Origin of the sequence: Plantibacter sp. ME-Dv--P-122b, from assembly GCF_030209375.1 — a bacterium.
Lineage (GTDB): Bacteria > Actinomycetota > Actinomycetes > Actinomycetales > Microbacteriaceae > Plantibacter.
In genome coordinates, this window is the sequence record NZ_JARVSC010000002.1 from 182,960 (window position 1) to 197,561 (window position 14,602).

Here is a 14,602-nt window from a genome sequence, read left to right on the forward strand (position 1 = left end):
CATTTAGCGTGGGAGCATGTCTCCGCGCGACCAATATGACGTGACCAACCCCGTGACCCAGTACGACCGGGTCGAGCCCCCGCTGCAGCACCAGCCGGAACCCGGCGTGCAGGCGAAGATGAACCCCGTTCCCGACCTCGGTGAGGCGAGCTATCGGGGCAGCGGACGCCTGTCCGGGCGCAAGGCGCTCATCACGGGCGGCGACTCGGGCATCGGCGCGGCCACAGCGATCGCGTTCGCTCGTGAAGGCGCGGACGTGGTCATCGCGCACCTGCCGGGCGAGGAGGAGGACGCCGAGCACGTGTTGTCGCTCATCGCCGATGCAGGGCGCCGAGGCAAGGCGATCGTCGCCGACATCTCGCACGCCGACCAGTGCCGTCGGCTCGTCGCGGAGGCCGCGGCCTTCCTCGGAGGCCTGGACGTCCTCGTCAACAACGCGGGCAAACAGATCGCGGTCGACCGGGTGGAGGACCTCAGCGACGAGCAGTTCGAGGAGACCTTCCGGACGAACGTGTTCGCGAACTTCTGGATCACCAAGGCGGCGCTCGAGCACCTGGGCGAGGGCGCGAGCATCGTGAACACGGCGTCGCTCGAGGCGTACAAGCCGTCGCCCGACCGGCTCGACTACGCGGCGACCAAGGCCGCGATCAACAACCTCTCGAAGGGGCTCGCGCTGCAGCTCGCGTCGCGCGGGATCCGCGTGAACGTGGTCGCCCCCGGCCCCGTGTGGACCGCGTTGCAGGTCTCGGACGGCGTCTCCGACGAGCAGATGGAGCACTTCGACGACGAGAACACGTATCAGCGTGCCGGGCAGCCGGCTGAGCTCGCGCCAGCGTACGTCTACCTCGCCTCGGCGGAGTCCGGCTACGTCTCCGGCGCCACGCTGAACGTCAACGGCGGCATGGTCACGCCGTGACCGCGGCTGTGTGCACGGTCTTCTTTCTCCCCGGGCTCGGGCTCGACGCCGCCGCAGTCACACCCGTGGCTGGTGAGCTCGACGCTCGGTTCCGGGTGATCACCGTCGAGCTGCCCGGCCAGGGCGATACGGCCGACACGCCGGACGGTTCGGTCGAGTCGCAGGTCGATGCGGCCCTCGCCGTGATCGCGGAGCAGGCCGACGGCGGACCCTGGCTGCTGTGCGCCCACAGCATGGGCGGCAAGGTCGCCGCCGGGATCGCCGCCCGGGTTCGCGACGGCGACGTCCCCGTGTTCGGTCTCCTCGGCGTCGTGCTCCTGGCACCGTCACCGCCCACGCCCGAGCCGATGCCGGACGCCAAGCGCCACCAGATGCTCGCCTGGGTCGAGGACGGGCCTATTGTCGAGGCGGACGCCCGGACCTTCGTCGACGACAACGTGGGTGCACCCCTGCCGGCCGAGCTGCAGGCCGCCGCCGTGGCGTCCGTGCAGGCCATGTCGCCCGTCGCATGGCGCCGCTGGCTCGAGCAGGGCAGCGTGGAGGACATCGCGACCTCCGTCGGCGCCCTCGACCTCCCGTGCACCGTGCTCGCCGGTGACCAGGACGATGCGCTCGGAGCAGCGGTGCAACCGGGGCTGCTCTCGGACGTCTACCCCCGCGCTCGATTCGTGTCGCTCGCCGGAGCCGGACATCTGCTCTCCTTCGAGCGTCCGGTCGAGGTGGCGCGCGCGATCACCGAGCTGTGGGACGAGATCGTCGCACACAGCGCGATCGTCCCCGCGGAATGGGGGCTCGTCATCGCGTCCGCGCGGACCACGCCGCGGGTGCGGAGTGCGCTGGCACGCCGCGCCTTGCCGGACGACCCTCGGTATCAGCCCCGCGTGCTGAGCGTGGAACAGCTTGACCTGCTCCGCGCCGTCGCCGATCGTCTGGCTCCGCAGCCAGCGGGTGGGCGGATCGACCTCGCCGCGCGGGTCGACGCCGACCTCGCCGCCGGTGGTGGCGACGGATGGCGGCCGGTCGGAGGACTCACGGACGACGAGGCTTACCGCGCCGGGCTGGATGACCTCCGAACCGCTTGGCCGCACTCGACCGATGACCAGGATGCGTTGATCCGCGCCGTGATCGACGGCCAGGGCGTTCCAGGCGGTGCCATCGACGCGGACGATCTGCGTCGCTGGTTCGAGGATTTGCGCGTGGACGTGACGCGAGAGTGGCTCATCCACCCCGCGTCATTGGCCCGGGTCGGGTACGACGGGTTCGCGACCGGCGCTGAAGACGTCGACTTCGCCGGTTACCGCGAGCTCGGTGCCGACACCCGGGATGACTGGGAGCCCTCCGATCTCGGCGCCGCACCCGCCCCCACACCCGCACAGGAGCAGGAGGACACAGCGTGAATCTGGACGCGATGAAGACCTATGACCTCGACGACAGCGTCGACGTCGTGGTGGTCGGTACCGGCGCGGGTGGCGCACCACTGCTCGCGCGACTCGCTGAGGCGGGCCTGCGCGTCGTCGCGCTCGAGGCCGGGCCGAATCACGACCCCGCGGAGTCCACGCCGGACGAGATCGACGCGACGACGATCAACTGGATGTCCAGCCGCTTCAGCGGTGGAGACGCTCCGACGGCGTTCGGCCCGAACAACAGCGGGTTCGGCGTCGGCGGTGGCACCGTCCACTGGGGCGCGTTCACGCCCCGGCCGGACGCCCGTGACCTGCGTCTGCGCAGCGAGACCGGGCTCGGCCGTGACTGGCTCGTCGACCATGCGGAGTTCACCCGCTACGTCGAAGAGGTCGAGGCGACCATCGGTGTCTCAGGGCCCACCCCCTACCCGTGGGACCCATCGCGCACTTACCTCTACGCGCCGCCGATGCGCAACGCTCCGGCTGACCTCATGGCGAAGGGTGCCGAGTCGCTCGGTATCCGCGCGACCGACGCACCCGCCGCGATCATCACCCGCGACCGCGATCAGCCGCACCACGGCCTGCGACGCGCCACGACGAACGTCGGCTCGATCCACCAGGGCGAGCGACACGGTGCGAAGGCGACGACCGCCATCACCTACCTGCCGGCTGCGGTCGCGGCGGGAGCGGAGATCCGTCCGGACGCCGTCGTGCACACCATCGAACGGGATGCCCGCGGTCGGGTGACGGGCGTCGTCTATCGCCAGGACGGCGTCGACAAGCGGCAGCGCTGCGAGGTGCTCGTGTTGGCGGGCGGCGGGGTGGAGACCCCTCGGCTCCTGCTGCACAACGACCTCGCGAACGCCAGCGGTCAGGTCGGACGGAACTTCCTCGCCCATGGTGCGGTGCAGGTGTGGGGACGTTTCGACGAGCAGATCCGTGGCTACCGCGGCTACCCGTCGGCGCTCATCACCGAGGACTACGTCCGCCCCGAAGGTGCTGACTTCGCCGGAGGATATCTGCTCCAGAGCCTCGGCGTCATGCCGTTCAACTACGCGACCACCCTCGTGCGCGGCGGCGGTCTCTGGGGCACCGAGCTCGTCGACGAGCTCGACGCGTCACGGTACAACGCCGGCATCGGGATGAACGCCGAGTGTCTGCCCGCCGACGGCAACCGGCTCGAGCTCTCGTCGGAGGAGGACGAGTGGGGTCTGCCGCGTGCGACCATCTCGTTCTCGCCCGGCGACAACGAGCAGGCCATCGACCGCCACGCCATCCGCACGATGACGGACATCCTCACGGCAGCCGGGGCACGGAGCACCAGGGTGCTCGCGCGCACGGCGCACACGCTCGGCACGTGCCGGATGAGCGACGATCCGAGTGACGGCGTGGTCGACGGGGATGGTCGATCGCACGACATCGACAACCTGTGGATCTGCGACAACTCCACGTTCCCGAGCGCGCTCTCCGCGAACCCGGGCCTGGCGCAGATGGCGTTGTCGCTGCGCACGGCCGACCGGATGTTGGCGGCGCGCTGAAGACGGGCGCTCGTCGCCGGACCGTCGCACGCGGGTCCTACGGATCTACTCCAGTTCGGCCGATCGCTCGGACCGGTCGCTTCGGGGCGAGTGTCGACGCTTCGCGTCCCAGGTCCAATCGGCGACCGCGGGGATGTCCTCGCCGTGCTCGCGCGTGTACGCCCTGGCTTGCGCACGTGCGTCCTGCATCCGTTGGCGGAATGCCACCTCGCGCACGGCCAGCCCGGGAACACGATCGAGGACGTCGATGACGAGCTGGTACCGGTCCAGCTGGTTCATCATCACCATGTCGAACGGTGTCGTCGTGGTCCCTTCCTCGATGAACCCGCGGACGTGCAGGTTGTCGTGTCCGCGACGCCGATAGGTCAGCCGATGGATGAGCCACGGGTACCCGTGGTACGCGAAGATCACTGGTTGATCCGCCGTGAACAGCGCGTCGTACGCCGTGTCACTGAGGCCATGCGGATGCTCGCCCTCGCTCTGCAGACGCATGAGGTCGACGACGTTCACCACCCTGACCCGGAGCCATGGCAGGTTCTCGTGCAACAGCTGCGCCGCGGCGAGGATCTCGAGTGTCGGTACATCGCCCGCGCAGGCGAGCACGACGTCGGGTTCCTCGCCAGGCCGCTCGGTACCGGCCCACTCGAGGACACCGGCGCCGCGGGTACAGTGCGCGATCGCCTCGTCCATCGTGAGCCAGTCCGGCTGCGGTTGCTTACCCGCGACGACCACGTTCACGTAGTCGACCGATCGCAGGCAATGGTCGTAGGTGGACAGCAGCGTGTTCGCATCGAACGGCAGGTAGACCCGGACGACGTCGGCCTTCTTGTTGACGACGTGATCGATGAAGCCGGGGTCCTGATGCGAGGCTCCGTTGTGGTCCTGGCGCCAGACGTGAGAGCTGAGGAGGTAGTTCAGCGATGAGACCGGACGGCGCCACGGAATGGTGCGCGCGGTCTTCAACCACTTCGCGTGCTGGTTGAACATCGAGTCGACGATGTGGATGAACGCCTCGTACGAGTTGATCAACCCGTGGCGTCCGGTGAGGAGGTACCCCTCGAGCCACCCCTCGCACTGGTGCTCGCTGAGCATCTCGACGACGCGCCCCGAACGGGCCAGATGGTTGTCGAGGTCGGCCGACTCGGAGAGGGCGTCCCACTGCTTGTCGGTCACCTCGAAGACGGCCTGAAGACGGTTCGACGCCGTCTCGTCCGGTCCGAAGATCCGGAAGGTGTCGGGGTTCCGCACGATGATGTCGCGGAGCCAGGTGCCGAGCACGGTGGTTGCGGAGGAGCTCGTCCTGCCGGGTTCGGTGACATCGACGCCATATGCGCGGAAGTCGGGGAGCCGGAGCTCGCGCCGGAGCATCCCGCCGTTGGCGACCGGGTTCGCGCTCATCCTGCGATCGCCGAGCGGGGCGAGCGCGGTGACCGACGGCACCGGGGCGCCGGACTCGTCGAAGAGCTCCTCGGGCCGGTAGGAGCGCAACCACCCTTCGAGGACCGCGAGGTGCTCCGGCGTGTCGCGAGCGTTCGCCAACGGCACCTGGTGGGAGCGCCAGTTGTCCTCGGCCGCCTTCCCGTCGATGACCGGCGGGCAGGTCCAACCCTTGGGCGTCCGGAGGATGATCATCGGCCAGGCCGGTCGTCGTACGGGCGCGCCCGCAGCCGCGTCCGAAGCCGCATCGGCCTTGATCTGCGAGATCTCGTCGAGCACCTCGTCGAGGACGGTGGCGAACCGTCGGTGGACCAACAGCGGGTCCTCGCCGTCGAACCCGCCGGACACCAGGTGGGGTGTGTGGCCGTAACCGCGCATCAGTTGTTCGAGTTCCGCCTCCGGGATCCGGGCGAGCACCGTCGGGTTGGCGATCTTGTACCCGTTGAGGTGCAGTATCGGGAGGACGACGCCATCGTGCAGCGGGTCGATGAACTTGTTCGAGTGCCAACTGGTGGCCAACGGGCCGGTCTCGGCTTCGCCGTCGCCCACGACTGCGGCGACGAGCAGATCCGGGTTGTCGAAGACCGCACCGTAGGCGTGGGAGAGGGAGTAGCCGAGTTCGCCACCCTCGTGGATGGACCCGGGTGTCTCGGGAGCGACGTGGCTCGGGATCCCGCCTGGGAAGGAGAACTGTCGGAACAGCCTCCGAATGCCGTCCTCGCTCCGATCGATGTGCCGGTAGACCTCGCTGTAGGTGCCGTCGAGGTAGGTGCTCGCGACGACGCCAGGCCCGCCGTGGCCGGGTCCCGCGATGAAGATCGCGTTCAGCTCACGGAGCCGGATGACGCGGTTGAGGTGGGCGTAGACGAAGTTGAGCCCCGGTGTGGTGCCCCAATGACCGAGCAGTCTCGGTTTGATGTGCTCCGGACGGAGGGGTTCTCGGAGGAGCGGATTGTCGAGGAGGTAGATCTGCCCGACGGAGAGGTAGTTCGCGGCACGCCACCAGGCGTCGAGTGAGGCGAGCGAGTCGGCGTCGAGAGCGACCGAACCGCCCGCCCGCCAGGCGCCGACCGCTGTCGTCACTGCTGCGCTGCCGCTCATGACAGCCACTCGTCGGTCGCTGGCCTGATACGCCGGGGGAATCGGCGACCGGTCAGGCGAGCGGGGGTGATGCGGATGAAGTTGCTCTTCACCGTCGGACTCCAGGAGTCGAGACCGAGCACCCCGGACTCGTCGATCTCCGCATCGATGGCGAGACGCCGTGCGCTGCCGTGCGCGATCACGCTCCACCAGCTGTCGGCGTCGTGTCCGTCGACCTCGAACGCGACGAGTGGCCGACTCGTGATGTCCATGAGTTTGGAACCGGGTGCCGACCGGATGTAGATGCGTCGATCGTGTACGAGGAAGTTCACTGGGAGGAGGTCCGGGCCTCCATCGTCGTTGACGACGGCGATGCGGCCGATCTTGGAGGCGACGGCGAGCGCCCAGCAGGCGTCCTCGTCGAGGTGTTCCACCTCGGTCGCTTTCGCGTCGACGGGGTGGACCACGGAGGTGTCGCGCCAGTACGGATTGTCGGACGATGACGCGCGTGTTGCTCCGGGGGTCGACCCGGTCCGAGGGGTCTCGGTCATGACTCGTCCACGTCGACGGGGTCGGCGTCCTGCGCGGTGTCCGTGCTTTCGGCGAGGCGACCGATCCTGGCCTGTCGGTCCGGGACCACCAGGATCGGCGCGGCAGCATGGCGCACGCAGGCCTCCGTGGCCGATCCGAGCGTGAGCCCCGCGAACCCGTCCCGTCCGCGTGCACCCATCACCAGCAGGCGTGCATCGCGAGCGGCGTTGATGAGCACCGGGGCCGCTCGACCTTCGATGACCTCCATGGAGACGTGCGCCGGGAGTTCGGGACCGAACACCTCGGCGGTGCATGTCGTGAGCGCTGTCCGTGCGTCCTCCCGCGGCGACCAGGCCAGTGCCAGCGGGTACCCGCTGAACGAGATCGGTTCGTGCCACGCGAGGACCACCCGCAGCGGGGCGCCCAAGCGCTCCGCGAAGTCGGCGGCGAGCCGAAGCGCGTCGAGGGACGCCACCGAGCCGTCGACACCGACGACGACCGGCCGTCGGTCGTCGCCGTCCGTCGTCAGGAGCTCGTGGTCGTCACCACGGAGGACCAGGACCGGGCAAGGGGCGTGTCGCGCGATCGCCTCGCTGACCGAACCCAGCATGATCCCGGCGAGGCCGCCGTGTTCATGCCCGCCGGTGACGAGCAGTCGCGCGGTGGTGCCGACCTCGGCCAGTACCTGGGCAGGCGTGCCCATCACGAGTGCGGCGGAGAACCAATCGGGCGTGGCGTCGCCGAAGACCTCGGTGGTGATGGCCGTCAGGAGCTCCTGGGCGTCGGCGTCAGGTGCCCAGCCGGCCACGGTCGGATAGCCGGCGTACCCGACGGTGGGGAACTGCCACACGAGGACGGCCCGCAGCGGGGCATCGAGGACCGGGGCGAGTCGCGCTGCCGTCCGGAACGCGGCCATGGAGGCCTGGGTACCATCGACTCCGACGACGACCGGCATCGTCGGAGGTCCGGAGGTCCCCGTCATCGGGGTCGTCGCCGTTCGGACGGGGGAGTCTGTGCCGCTGTTCATGTCAGGAGTGTCCCGTGCGTCTGCGGGGACGCCCAGAGTCGAAGGTCCTGCCGAGCTGGATGTCGACCGACGGGTCGGGACGACGTTCGGGTGTCCGTCATCCCTACCCCAGCCTGCCCCGGCACCATCCGGTGTCGTCCGCGTGCGGCCCCCAGGAGGATCTCCCACGGGATCGCCTCCTGGGCCTTGTCGGCTGAACGGGTCGAACCCGCGCTGCTGAAGCCACGGACGAACGCCCCGGGCGGTGGGACCAAGGTCGCGCGGACGATCACGGGTTTCACGCCTCACACCGGCTCAGGACGTTCGGCCGTCAGGTCGAAGGTGCGACCGTAGACCTGCTCAGGCGTGATGCGCACGAACACCTCGGTGGAGATCGGGATGAGCGTGGTGAGGGCGAGCCGTTCGGCGATGTCGATGTCGACTCCGTGCTGGAGTTGCTCGGCGGTGCCCTTGACGACGACGCTCCAGGCTTCGGCGTCGTCGTAGTGGTCGACCTCGAGGGCGACCTGGTCGTTGATCGTCAGTTCGACGAGCTTGTCACCAGGGTTCGTCCGGATGACGATCGTGTGCCCGTCGACGACGTAGCTGATCGGGAAGATGTCGGGCCGACCGCCGACGCTCATGGCGAGTCTGCCGATCGAAACACGCGAGAGTCGCTCCCAGCAGGCATCCTCGCCGAGCACGGAAACAGGGGTCTGGTCGTTCATGGGAACAGTGTCCCGGCCACGGGTGGCGAAGGGCAGGGCCGAACGTCCCGCAGGACCTTCGCCCCTGCCCAGGATCGCCGGAGCCGCGCAGACTGCCCGCATGGATCCGACCGTCGAACCGCAGCATGCCAGCCGCTCCCTGCGGCACGTGACACTCAGCATCGTCGAGCGTCTGAACGACGCACTCCGATGAGCGACTCGCGCTACCGGCCGACCGAAGCCGGAATCGCCGTGCAGGGTGCCGTCCGGACGGCCCTCATCTGGGAATCGGACATCGACGCCGCCAGCGTCGGAGTCGCCGTCACCGACGGCATCGTGACACTCACGGGGCAGGTTCGGACGTTCAAGGAGGTGCTGGCGGTCCGACGTCGTGTCCTGGCGGTTCCCGGGGTGCACGGCATCGCTGACGAGCTCGTGGTCGGCCCGTGCGAACCGATGACGCTGACCGACACCATGCTCGCGCACCGAATCGTCGACGTGCTGGGATGGGCGGACGGCGTCGATGTCGAGACGATCCAGGTCCGTGTGACCGGTGGTGCGGTCGAACTGATCGGGTCGGTCAGCAGCCGAGGTCATGCCGATACAGCCGAAACACTGGTGTCGGCGCTGCGCGGCGTCGAGCGTGTGGAGAACCACCTCGTCGTCACGGATGAGGCGTCCGCCCGAGCGGTTCACGCGAGCAGCGGGTCGGTGGCACCTGACGGGCCCTGAGGGGCGCTGGGAACCACGATCGTAGGGGCGTCGATGTAGAGCAGGAGCGTGTGGCTCGTCGATCCGAGCATGAACCGTCGGATCGGTCCGTACCCACGGGTTCCGACCACGATCGCGGACGCCGATGCGGCGAACGCATGTAAGGCGCCGGCCGGGTGCGACTCCGTGAGGTGTTGCTGGACCGACACCTCCGGGAACGCCTCGACGAGACTGGCTGTCGTGCGTGCGAGGGTCTCGGAGTGGGTCTCGCGGATCCAGTCGACGAGCGTCGGGTTGAGCGCGTGCACGCCTGTCGTCGTCGGCCGGTGCCAGGCATGGACGAGATGCAGCGGCTCCCGCCGGGCGATCGCCTCGCGCGCGGCGAACGACAGGGCGGCGTGGTCGGTCGTGCCATCGACACCGACGACCACGCCGTGGCGTCCGGCTTCGGCGAGCTCCGGTATGACCGCGACGGGGCCCGACGATGCCGCCGCGAGCCGTGAGCCGAGTGACCAGCCGGAGCTCCGGGTCGGTGATCCGTGCTCGTCCGTGCCGAGCACCACGAGGCGGGTGTCGTCGGAGAGACCGCGAAGCTCCGCGTATCGGTCACCGATGACGACGTCGGCCCGGACGAGCAGCTCGGGATGGAGAACGCGGAGGCGGGACGCCTCATCCTCGGTCGATGCCACCGCTCGCTTGAGCGATTCGCCGTCGTCCGCAGACGACCGGTCGACGACCTGCATCACGCGGAGGGCGTCCGACGTGGCCGCGGCGCGTGAGGCAGCCCAGGTCGATGCGCGTCGAGCAGCATCGGAACCATCCCAGGCGATGACGGTCTGTTCGATCATGTCGAGACTCCCTGCGTCGTGCGCGGGGCTGCACCCCGGCTGGGATCCGATCGTCGCGTGCGGTCGCGGACGAGGACAGAGGCGAACGTCCCACGGATGGCGGGACCCCAAATCACCCGGGATGGGAGCGCGCGCGGGATTCGGCCTCGTAGGCGGCGGCTTGTGTGCGGCGCTGCATGCCCAGTTTGCTTAAGAGCGAGGAGACGTAGTTCTTCACGGTCTTCTCGGCGATGCCGAGGTGATCGCCGATCTGGCGGTTGGTGAGTCCATCGGCGATCAGTGCGAGGATCTGGCTTTCGCGGAGACCCAGCGTCTCGCGTCGTGGATCGTCGCGGTGCTCCTGAGCAAGCGATGCGGACAGGTTCTTCGCCAGGGTGCTGCTCAGCAGTCGGCGGCCGGCGGCAACATTCCGGATGGCCGTGATGAGGCCGCTACCGCGGATGTCCTTCAGGACGTAGCCCGAAGCACCCGCGAGGACCGCCGCGGTGATCGCGGCGTCGTCGTCGTAGGCGGTCAGCATGATGCAGCGGAGGTCAGCGTGCTCCGACAGGAGGTCGCGACAGAGATCGACGCCGTTCCCGTCGGGGAGCCGGACGTCCAGAAGCGCGATCCGCGGGCGGGTCGCCGCGATGCGCTGCAGCGCATCCCGCGCCGTCGACGCTTCCCCGACGACCTCGAGGTCGGGTTCTGCCGACACGAGTTCCGCGACGCCGCGGCGCACGATCTCGTGGTCGTCGACGAGGAACACACGAATGGGTTCAGCGGCCACGGGTGCCTCCAGAGCTGGCTGTGGCGGACAACGGGATCCACCAACGGACCGTCGTCCCTGCTGCCGACGAGTCGATGACGCAGCCTCCGCGCAACCGCTGCGCGCGCTGTTCGAGGTTCGCGATACCGCTTCGTCGGGCGACGTCGTCCGGCACGAATCCTCGCCCGTCGTCCGAGATCGTCAATCGCAGGGTCTCGTCCTGGTGCGAGAGGTTGACATTGGTCGTCGTCGCGTGAGCGTGCCGCGCCACATTGCTCAGGGCCTCTCGACACACCGCGAGGATCTCATCGGCCTGCGCCGGGGTCGCTGCATGATCGATCGCCCCGCTGAACGTGACCGCGGGGGAGAACCCGAGGGCCCCGCTGTGCTCGTCGGCCAGCGTGATCAGTCGCAACCGCAAGCCGGTGGCTCCGGTCGATCTCCCGGTCAAGGCGAAGACGACGGTCCGGATCTGGGTGATGCTGGCGTCGAGCGACTCGATGGCCTTGTCGAGGATGTCGTTCGTCCGACCCGACGTCGCGGTGGCCAGTGATTGCAGATCCAGACCGGTTGCGAACAGTCGCTGGATGACGTGGTCGTGGAGATCCCGGGCGATCCGCCCTCGGTCCTCCATCACCACCAGACGTTCCTGATTCTCACGGGCGGAGGCGAGCTCGATCGCCACGGCGACCTGCGAACAGAAGTCCGTCGTCATCCGCGCATCGAACGGTGTGAACGGAGGCCGCTCGGGTGATCGACCGAGGAGCAGGACCCTCGGCGGTGCCAGCGGCAGTCGCACCGCGAGCATCGGCCCGGTGTAGGGCTCGGCCGAGCGCGAGCGGGTGGCCGCGGCGCCTGGCGAATCGGCGACCCGATCGACGCCGCTCGTGAACGCGGAGTCGGCCAGTCGTCGAGCGCGTCCCGGCAGGACGTCGATGATGACGTCATCCTCCGTGTCGCGAGCGGCGAGCACGTGGCGGTCTTCGTCGATGATGGAAGCCACGTCTGCTCCGGCGAGATCGACGCTCATCCGACAGAGGAACGTCTCTGCGGATTCGGCCGAGTCGGTCAGGACCGCGTTGGTGAACTCCATCGATGCCGCCGTCCACGCCTGGCGGCTTCGACTCTCCTCGTAGAGACGGGCGTTCTCGATGGCGACGCCCGCCGTCGAGGCGAGCGAGGTCACCAGTTGCTCGTCCTCGGCTGAGAACGAACCCCCACGCTTGTTCGTCAGATAGAGGTTGCCGAACACTTCGTCCCTGACACGCACCGGAACACCGAGGAACGAGCTCATCGGCGGGTGCTCAGCAGGGAAGCCCGACGAGCGTGGATCGTCGGTCAGGGAATCCAGCCGGATCGGTTGCGGGTCTTCGATCACCGCGCCGAGGAGACCGTGGCCCTCGGGGAGGTGACCGATCCGTGCTGCGGTCTCGACGGGCATCCCGACATGGATGAATTGCTCGAGGCCGCCATGAGTCGCGATGACCCCCATCGCGCCGTATTCCGCGTCGACGAGCTCGACGGCGGCGTCCACGATCGTGCGCAGCACGCTGCTCAGGTTGAGTTCCTCGGTGATCGCCCGGTTGGCGGTGATGAGCGCGTGGAGGCGCCCCTGCGTCTTCAGGACGAGCGCGGCCTGCGTGACCAGTGCAGCGAGCGCGCTGTCGAACTCTGCGTGCGCGGGATCGGGGAATTGCGGCGGAGCGTCGGCGTCCATCCACACCCCCTGGTGCATCGGTCTGCATGCCTGTGCGAGCAGCATAGCCCCGTGCCACCGGGCCTCCCAACCGTCGAAGGACCTACGCCCCTACCAGCCGACCCGCAATTCCCCCAGGATACGAAGCGACCCACGACCGAGGGAGCGCAGTCATGAGTGCACATGTGGTGGTCGGGACGAACGGTTCAGCATCCGCAGGACGCGCGGTGCGATGGGCCGCGTCTGCCGCAGAGCGTCTCGGCGTAGTGCTGCTGGTCGTACTGGTGCTCGAGCAGCAGGATTCGGGAGGAGTCCGATCCGCGGGCGGGACCCAGACGCTCATCCGTGCGGAGGCGACGGCGAGGGTGGGGCATCCGGGGCTCAGCATCCAACGGCGCCTGGCGTACGGCGACGTCGTGACCCAGCTCGCGCGTGCATCCGAAGCGACCGTCCTCATCGTCCTGGGAACGGATCGAGGTCCGCAGCAGACGAGGACATCACCGTACGGGGCGCTCGCCGCCCGGTTGGTGACGTCGGCGCCGTGTCCCGTGGCCGTCATCCCAGCTCGTGAACCGGGTCCGGGGGCCACCCTGGTGGTCGGCATCGACGACGACGTGCAGGCCACGCCCGTGCTCGCCGTGGCCATCGACGTGGCGGCCTGGTCCGGTTCGTCGCTGGACCTGGTCCATGCATGGAAGCCTGCACCGCCGTTCCTTGCGGACGTCGGGCCCGAGGAGCAGCACCCGCCCCTCGGAGTGTCCGACGCGATGACGGACATCATCACGCGGACGTTCGCGCGGAAGTCGGATCTGCCCGCCGGCGTCGAGCTGCGGGTGGAGCTCGTCGTCGGGGGCGCCGTCGATGCCTTGTGCTCGGCGGCGCAGCACGCGTCGTTGCTCGTCATCGGGAGCCATGGCCGGCATGTCCTGGCCTCGCTGGCACTCGGTTCGGTGAGCCGTTCGCTGCTGTCCCTGATGCCGTGCCCACTGCTCATCGTGCCGCGTTCGGCGAGCGACGCTCGACTCGTGCCGCGTCCGGGCCCGTCCGAGGGGCCATCGGTGGCGGCGACCGGGTGAACCTCAGCGCTCCGGAACGCCGAGGGGGAGGACGAGGGTGGGTGCGGGGATGTCGAGCAGGACCGTGTGGCTGACGGAACCCAGGAACAGTCGGCGGAGCCGGCTCACTCCGTGCCTGCCGAGCACGAGGAGCTGAGCCGATCGGGCCACCGCGGTGATGGCCGGCCCCGGTTCGTCCTCGATCAGCTGCTTGGCGATCGTGACCGTCGGGTGGTTCGCTGCGACGTCGGCCACGGTGGCGTCCAGCAAGCGTGCGTGTTCCTGCGCCAGCCATTGCAGCATGTCTCGGTCCAAGACGTCCTCGGACTCCCAGATCGGTGGTGTCCAAGCGTGCAGGACCGTCAGCCCGCATCGGGTCCGCTCGGCTTCCTCCGCCGCGATCCGCACCAGTTCCAGTTCGCCGATGGTTCCATCGACGGCGACGACGATCTGCTGCACAGAGGTGCGTGGTTCGTCGACGAATGTGGGCACGATGATGACCGGGCCGACCGCCGTTGCGGCGACCTTCGTCGCGACGGACCAGGCGAACCGGAACGGCGCTTCACCGCTCCGGTTCGTACCGAGCACCACACACGTGTCAGCGCTGCTGAGACCGGCCAGCACGTCGATGGGGTCCCCGAGCTCGAATCTGGATGAGATGCTCGAACCTGGATGGGACTCCCGTACCTGTTCGGCTGCGTCCATGAGCCGGATCCGTGCTTCGGCTGCCAGCGAACCGGCGACGAAGTACTCGGCGCTCGTCTCGTCCCGGGTCCCGACGGTCACGAGTTCGACGTCGTCGGCACCCCACCAGCGGAGCGCCCAGTCGAGGGCGTTTCGGGCAGCGTGCGTGTCGTCCCAGCCGATGATCGCTCGCCTGCTCATGATGATCCTCCTTCATCGCCGATGGTCTCGAGATGGGGGCC

13 protein-coding genes are annotated in these 14,602 nt (G+C 68.9%); 5 read left to right on the forward strand and 8 right to left on the reverse strand.

What is annotated here, in order from left to right:
* The first annotated feature begins 16 nt into the window (after nt 1-16).
* Genes QRN19_RS04330 through QRN19_RS04340 form a run of 3 tightly spaced genes read left to right on the forward strand, consistent with a single transcriptional unit; the run spans nt 17 to nt 3,857 of the window.
* Complete coding sequence (locus tag QRN19_RS04330) at nt 17-916, forward strand: SDR family oxidoreductase (protein ID WP_285025454.1); 900 nt, start codon at nt 17-19, stop codon at nt 914-916.
* On the forward strand, nt 913-2,313 hold the full coding sequence (locus tag QRN19_RS04335) for an alpha/beta fold hydrolase (protein WP_285025455.1): 1,401 nt from the start codon (nt 913-915) through the stop codon (nt 2,311-2,313). Before QRN19_RS04330 ends, QRN19_RS04335 begins: the two co-directional genes overlap by 4 nt.
* The gene (locus tag QRN19_RS04340) at nt 2,310-3,857 is read left to right on the forward strand and encodes a GMC family oxidoreductase (RefSeq protein ID WP_285025456.1); all 1,548 of its coding nucleotides are present in this window, start codon (nt 2,310-2,312) and stop codon (nt 3,855-3,857) included. Before QRN19_RS04335 ends, QRN19_RS04340 begins: the two co-directional genes overlap by 4 nt.
* 45 nt (nt 3,858-3,902) lie before the next feature.
* On the opposite strand, the gene QRN19_RS04345 is transcribed toward QRN19_RS04340, so the two are convergent.
* The 4 genes from QRN19_RS04345 to QRN19_RS04360 all read right to left on the reverse strand — a co-directional run bounded on the left by QRN19_RS04345 (nt 3,903) and on the right by QRN19_RS04360 (nt 8,639).
* Complete coding sequence (locus QRN19_RS04345) at nt 3,903-6,395, reverse strand: phosphoketolase family protein (protein ID WP_285025458.1); 2,493 nt, start codon at nt 6,393-6,395, stop codon at nt 3,903-3,905.
* Entirely contained in the window at nt 6,392-6,925 is a 534-nt protein-coding gene (locus QRN19_RS04350; protein WP_285025460.1) for a pyridoxamine 5'-phosphate oxidase family protein, read from the reverse strand. The genes QRN19_RS04345 and QRN19_RS04350 overlap by 4 nt, the downstream gene beginning before the upstream one ends.
* Complete coding sequence (locus tag QRN19_RS04355) at nt 6,922-7,932, reverse strand: universal stress protein (RefSeq protein ID WP_285025461.1); 1,011 nt, start codon at nt 7,930-7,932, stop codon at nt 6,922-6,924. Before QRN19_RS04355 ends, QRN19_RS04350 begins: the two co-directional genes overlap by 4 nt.
* Before the next feature lie 284 nt (nt 7,933-8,216).
* The gene (locus QRN19_RS04360) at nt 8,217-8,639 is read right to left on the reverse strand and encodes a pyridoxamine 5'-phosphate oxidase family protein (RefSeq protein ID WP_285025462.1); all 423 of its coding nucleotides are present in this window, start codon (nt 8,637-8,639) and stop codon (nt 8,217-8,219) included.
* Between the two features lie 189 nt (nt 8,640-8,828).
* Here QRN19_RS04360 and QRN19_RS04365 point away from each other — a divergent pair, with 189 nt between their 5' ends.
* The gene (locus QRN19_RS04365; protein ID WP_285025463.1) at nt 8,829-9,350 is read left to right on the forward strand and encodes a BON domain-containing protein; all 522 of its coding nucleotides are present in this window, start codon (nt 8,829-8,831) and stop codon (nt 9,348-9,350) included.
* Here QRN19_RS04365 and QRN19_RS04370 read toward each other — a convergent pair.
* From QRN19_RS04370 to QRN19_RS04380, 3 genes are all read right to left on the reverse strand, one after another.
* Nucleotides 9,311-10,177: a universal stress protein gene (locus tag QRN19_RS04370; protein WP_285025464.1), complete on the reverse strand. Its 867-nt coding sequence runs from the start codon at nt 10,175-10,177 to the stop codon at nt 9,311-9,313. The genes QRN19_RS04365 and QRN19_RS04370 overlap by 40 nt on opposite strands.
* Nucleotides 10,178-10,289: 112 nt before the next feature.
* On the reverse strand, nt 10,290-10,946 hold the full coding sequence (locus QRN19_RS04375; RefSeq protein ID WP_285025465.1) for a response regulator: 657 nt from the start codon (nt 10,944-10,946) through the stop codon (nt 10,290-10,292).
* Nucleotides 10,936-12,642 (reverse strand): GAF domain-containing sensor histidine kinase, encoded by a 1,707-nt coding sequence (locus tag QRN19_RS04380; RefSeq protein WP_285025466.1) that lies wholly within the window; start codon nt 12,640-12,642, stop codon nt 10,936-10,938. The genes QRN19_RS04375 and QRN19_RS04380 overlap by 11 nt, the downstream gene beginning before the upstream one ends.
* 152 nt (nt 12,643-12,794) lie before the next feature.
* On the opposite strand from QRN19_RS04380, the gene QRN19_RS04385 reads away from it, so the two are divergent.
* A complete protein-coding gene (locus tag QRN19_RS04385) occupies nt 12,795-13,697 on the forward strand; it encodes a universal stress protein (RefSeq protein WP_285025467.1) in 903 nt (300 codons plus the stop codon).
* Nucleotides 13,698-13,700: 3 nt separating this feature from the next.
* On the opposite strand, the gene QRN19_RS04390 is transcribed toward QRN19_RS04385, so the two are convergent.
* Entirely contained in the window at nt 13,701-14,561 is an 861-nt protein-coding gene (locus QRN19_RS04390; protein ID WP_285025468.1) for a universal stress protein, read from the reverse strand.
* Nucleotides 14,562-14,602 lie beyond the last annotated feature (41 nt).

Bases quoted from the DNA above. Each gene is read 5' to 3' on its own strand.
- QRN19_RS04330 (WP_285025454.1), top strand. From the start codon at position 17: ATGTCTCCGCGCGACCAATATGACGTGACCAACCCCGTGACCCAGTAC.
- QRN19_RS04345 (WP_285025458.1), bottom strand. From the start codon at position 6,395: ATGAGCGGCAGCGCAGCAGTGACGACAGCGGTCGGCGCCTGGCGGGCG.
- QRN19_RS04350 (WP_285025460.1), bottom strand. From the start codon at position 6,925: ATGACCGAGACCCCTCGGACCGGGTCGACCCCCGGAGCAACACGCGCG.
- QRN19_RS04355 (WP_285025461.1), bottom strand. From the start codon at position 7,932: ATGAACAGCGGCACAGACTCCCCCGTCCGAACGGCGACGACCCCGATG.
- QRN19_RS04360 (WP_285025462.1), bottom strand. From the start codon at position 8,639: ATGAACGACCAGACCCCTGTTTCCGTGCTCGGCGAGGATGCCTGCTGG.
- QRN19_RS04365 (WP_285025463.1), top strand. From the start codon at position 8,829: ATGAGCGACTCGCGCTACCGGCCGACCGAAGCCGGAATCGCCGTGCAG.
- QRN19_RS04370 (WP_285025464.1), bottom strand. From the start codon at position 10,177: ATGATCGAACAGACCGTCATCGCCTGGGATGGTTCCGATGCTGCTCGA.
- QRN19_RS04380 (WP_285025466.1), bottom strand. From the start codon at position 12,642: ATGGACGCCGACGCTCCGCCGCAATTCCCCGATCCCGCGCACGCAGAG.
- QRN19_RS04385 (WP_285025467.1), top strand. From the start codon at position 12,795: ATGAGTGCACATGTGGTGGTCGGGACGAACGGTTCAGCATCCGCAGGA.
- QRN19_RS04390 (WP_285025468.1), bottom strand. From the start codon at position 14,561: ATGAGCAGGCGAGCGATCATCGGCTGGGACGACACGCACGCTGCCCGA.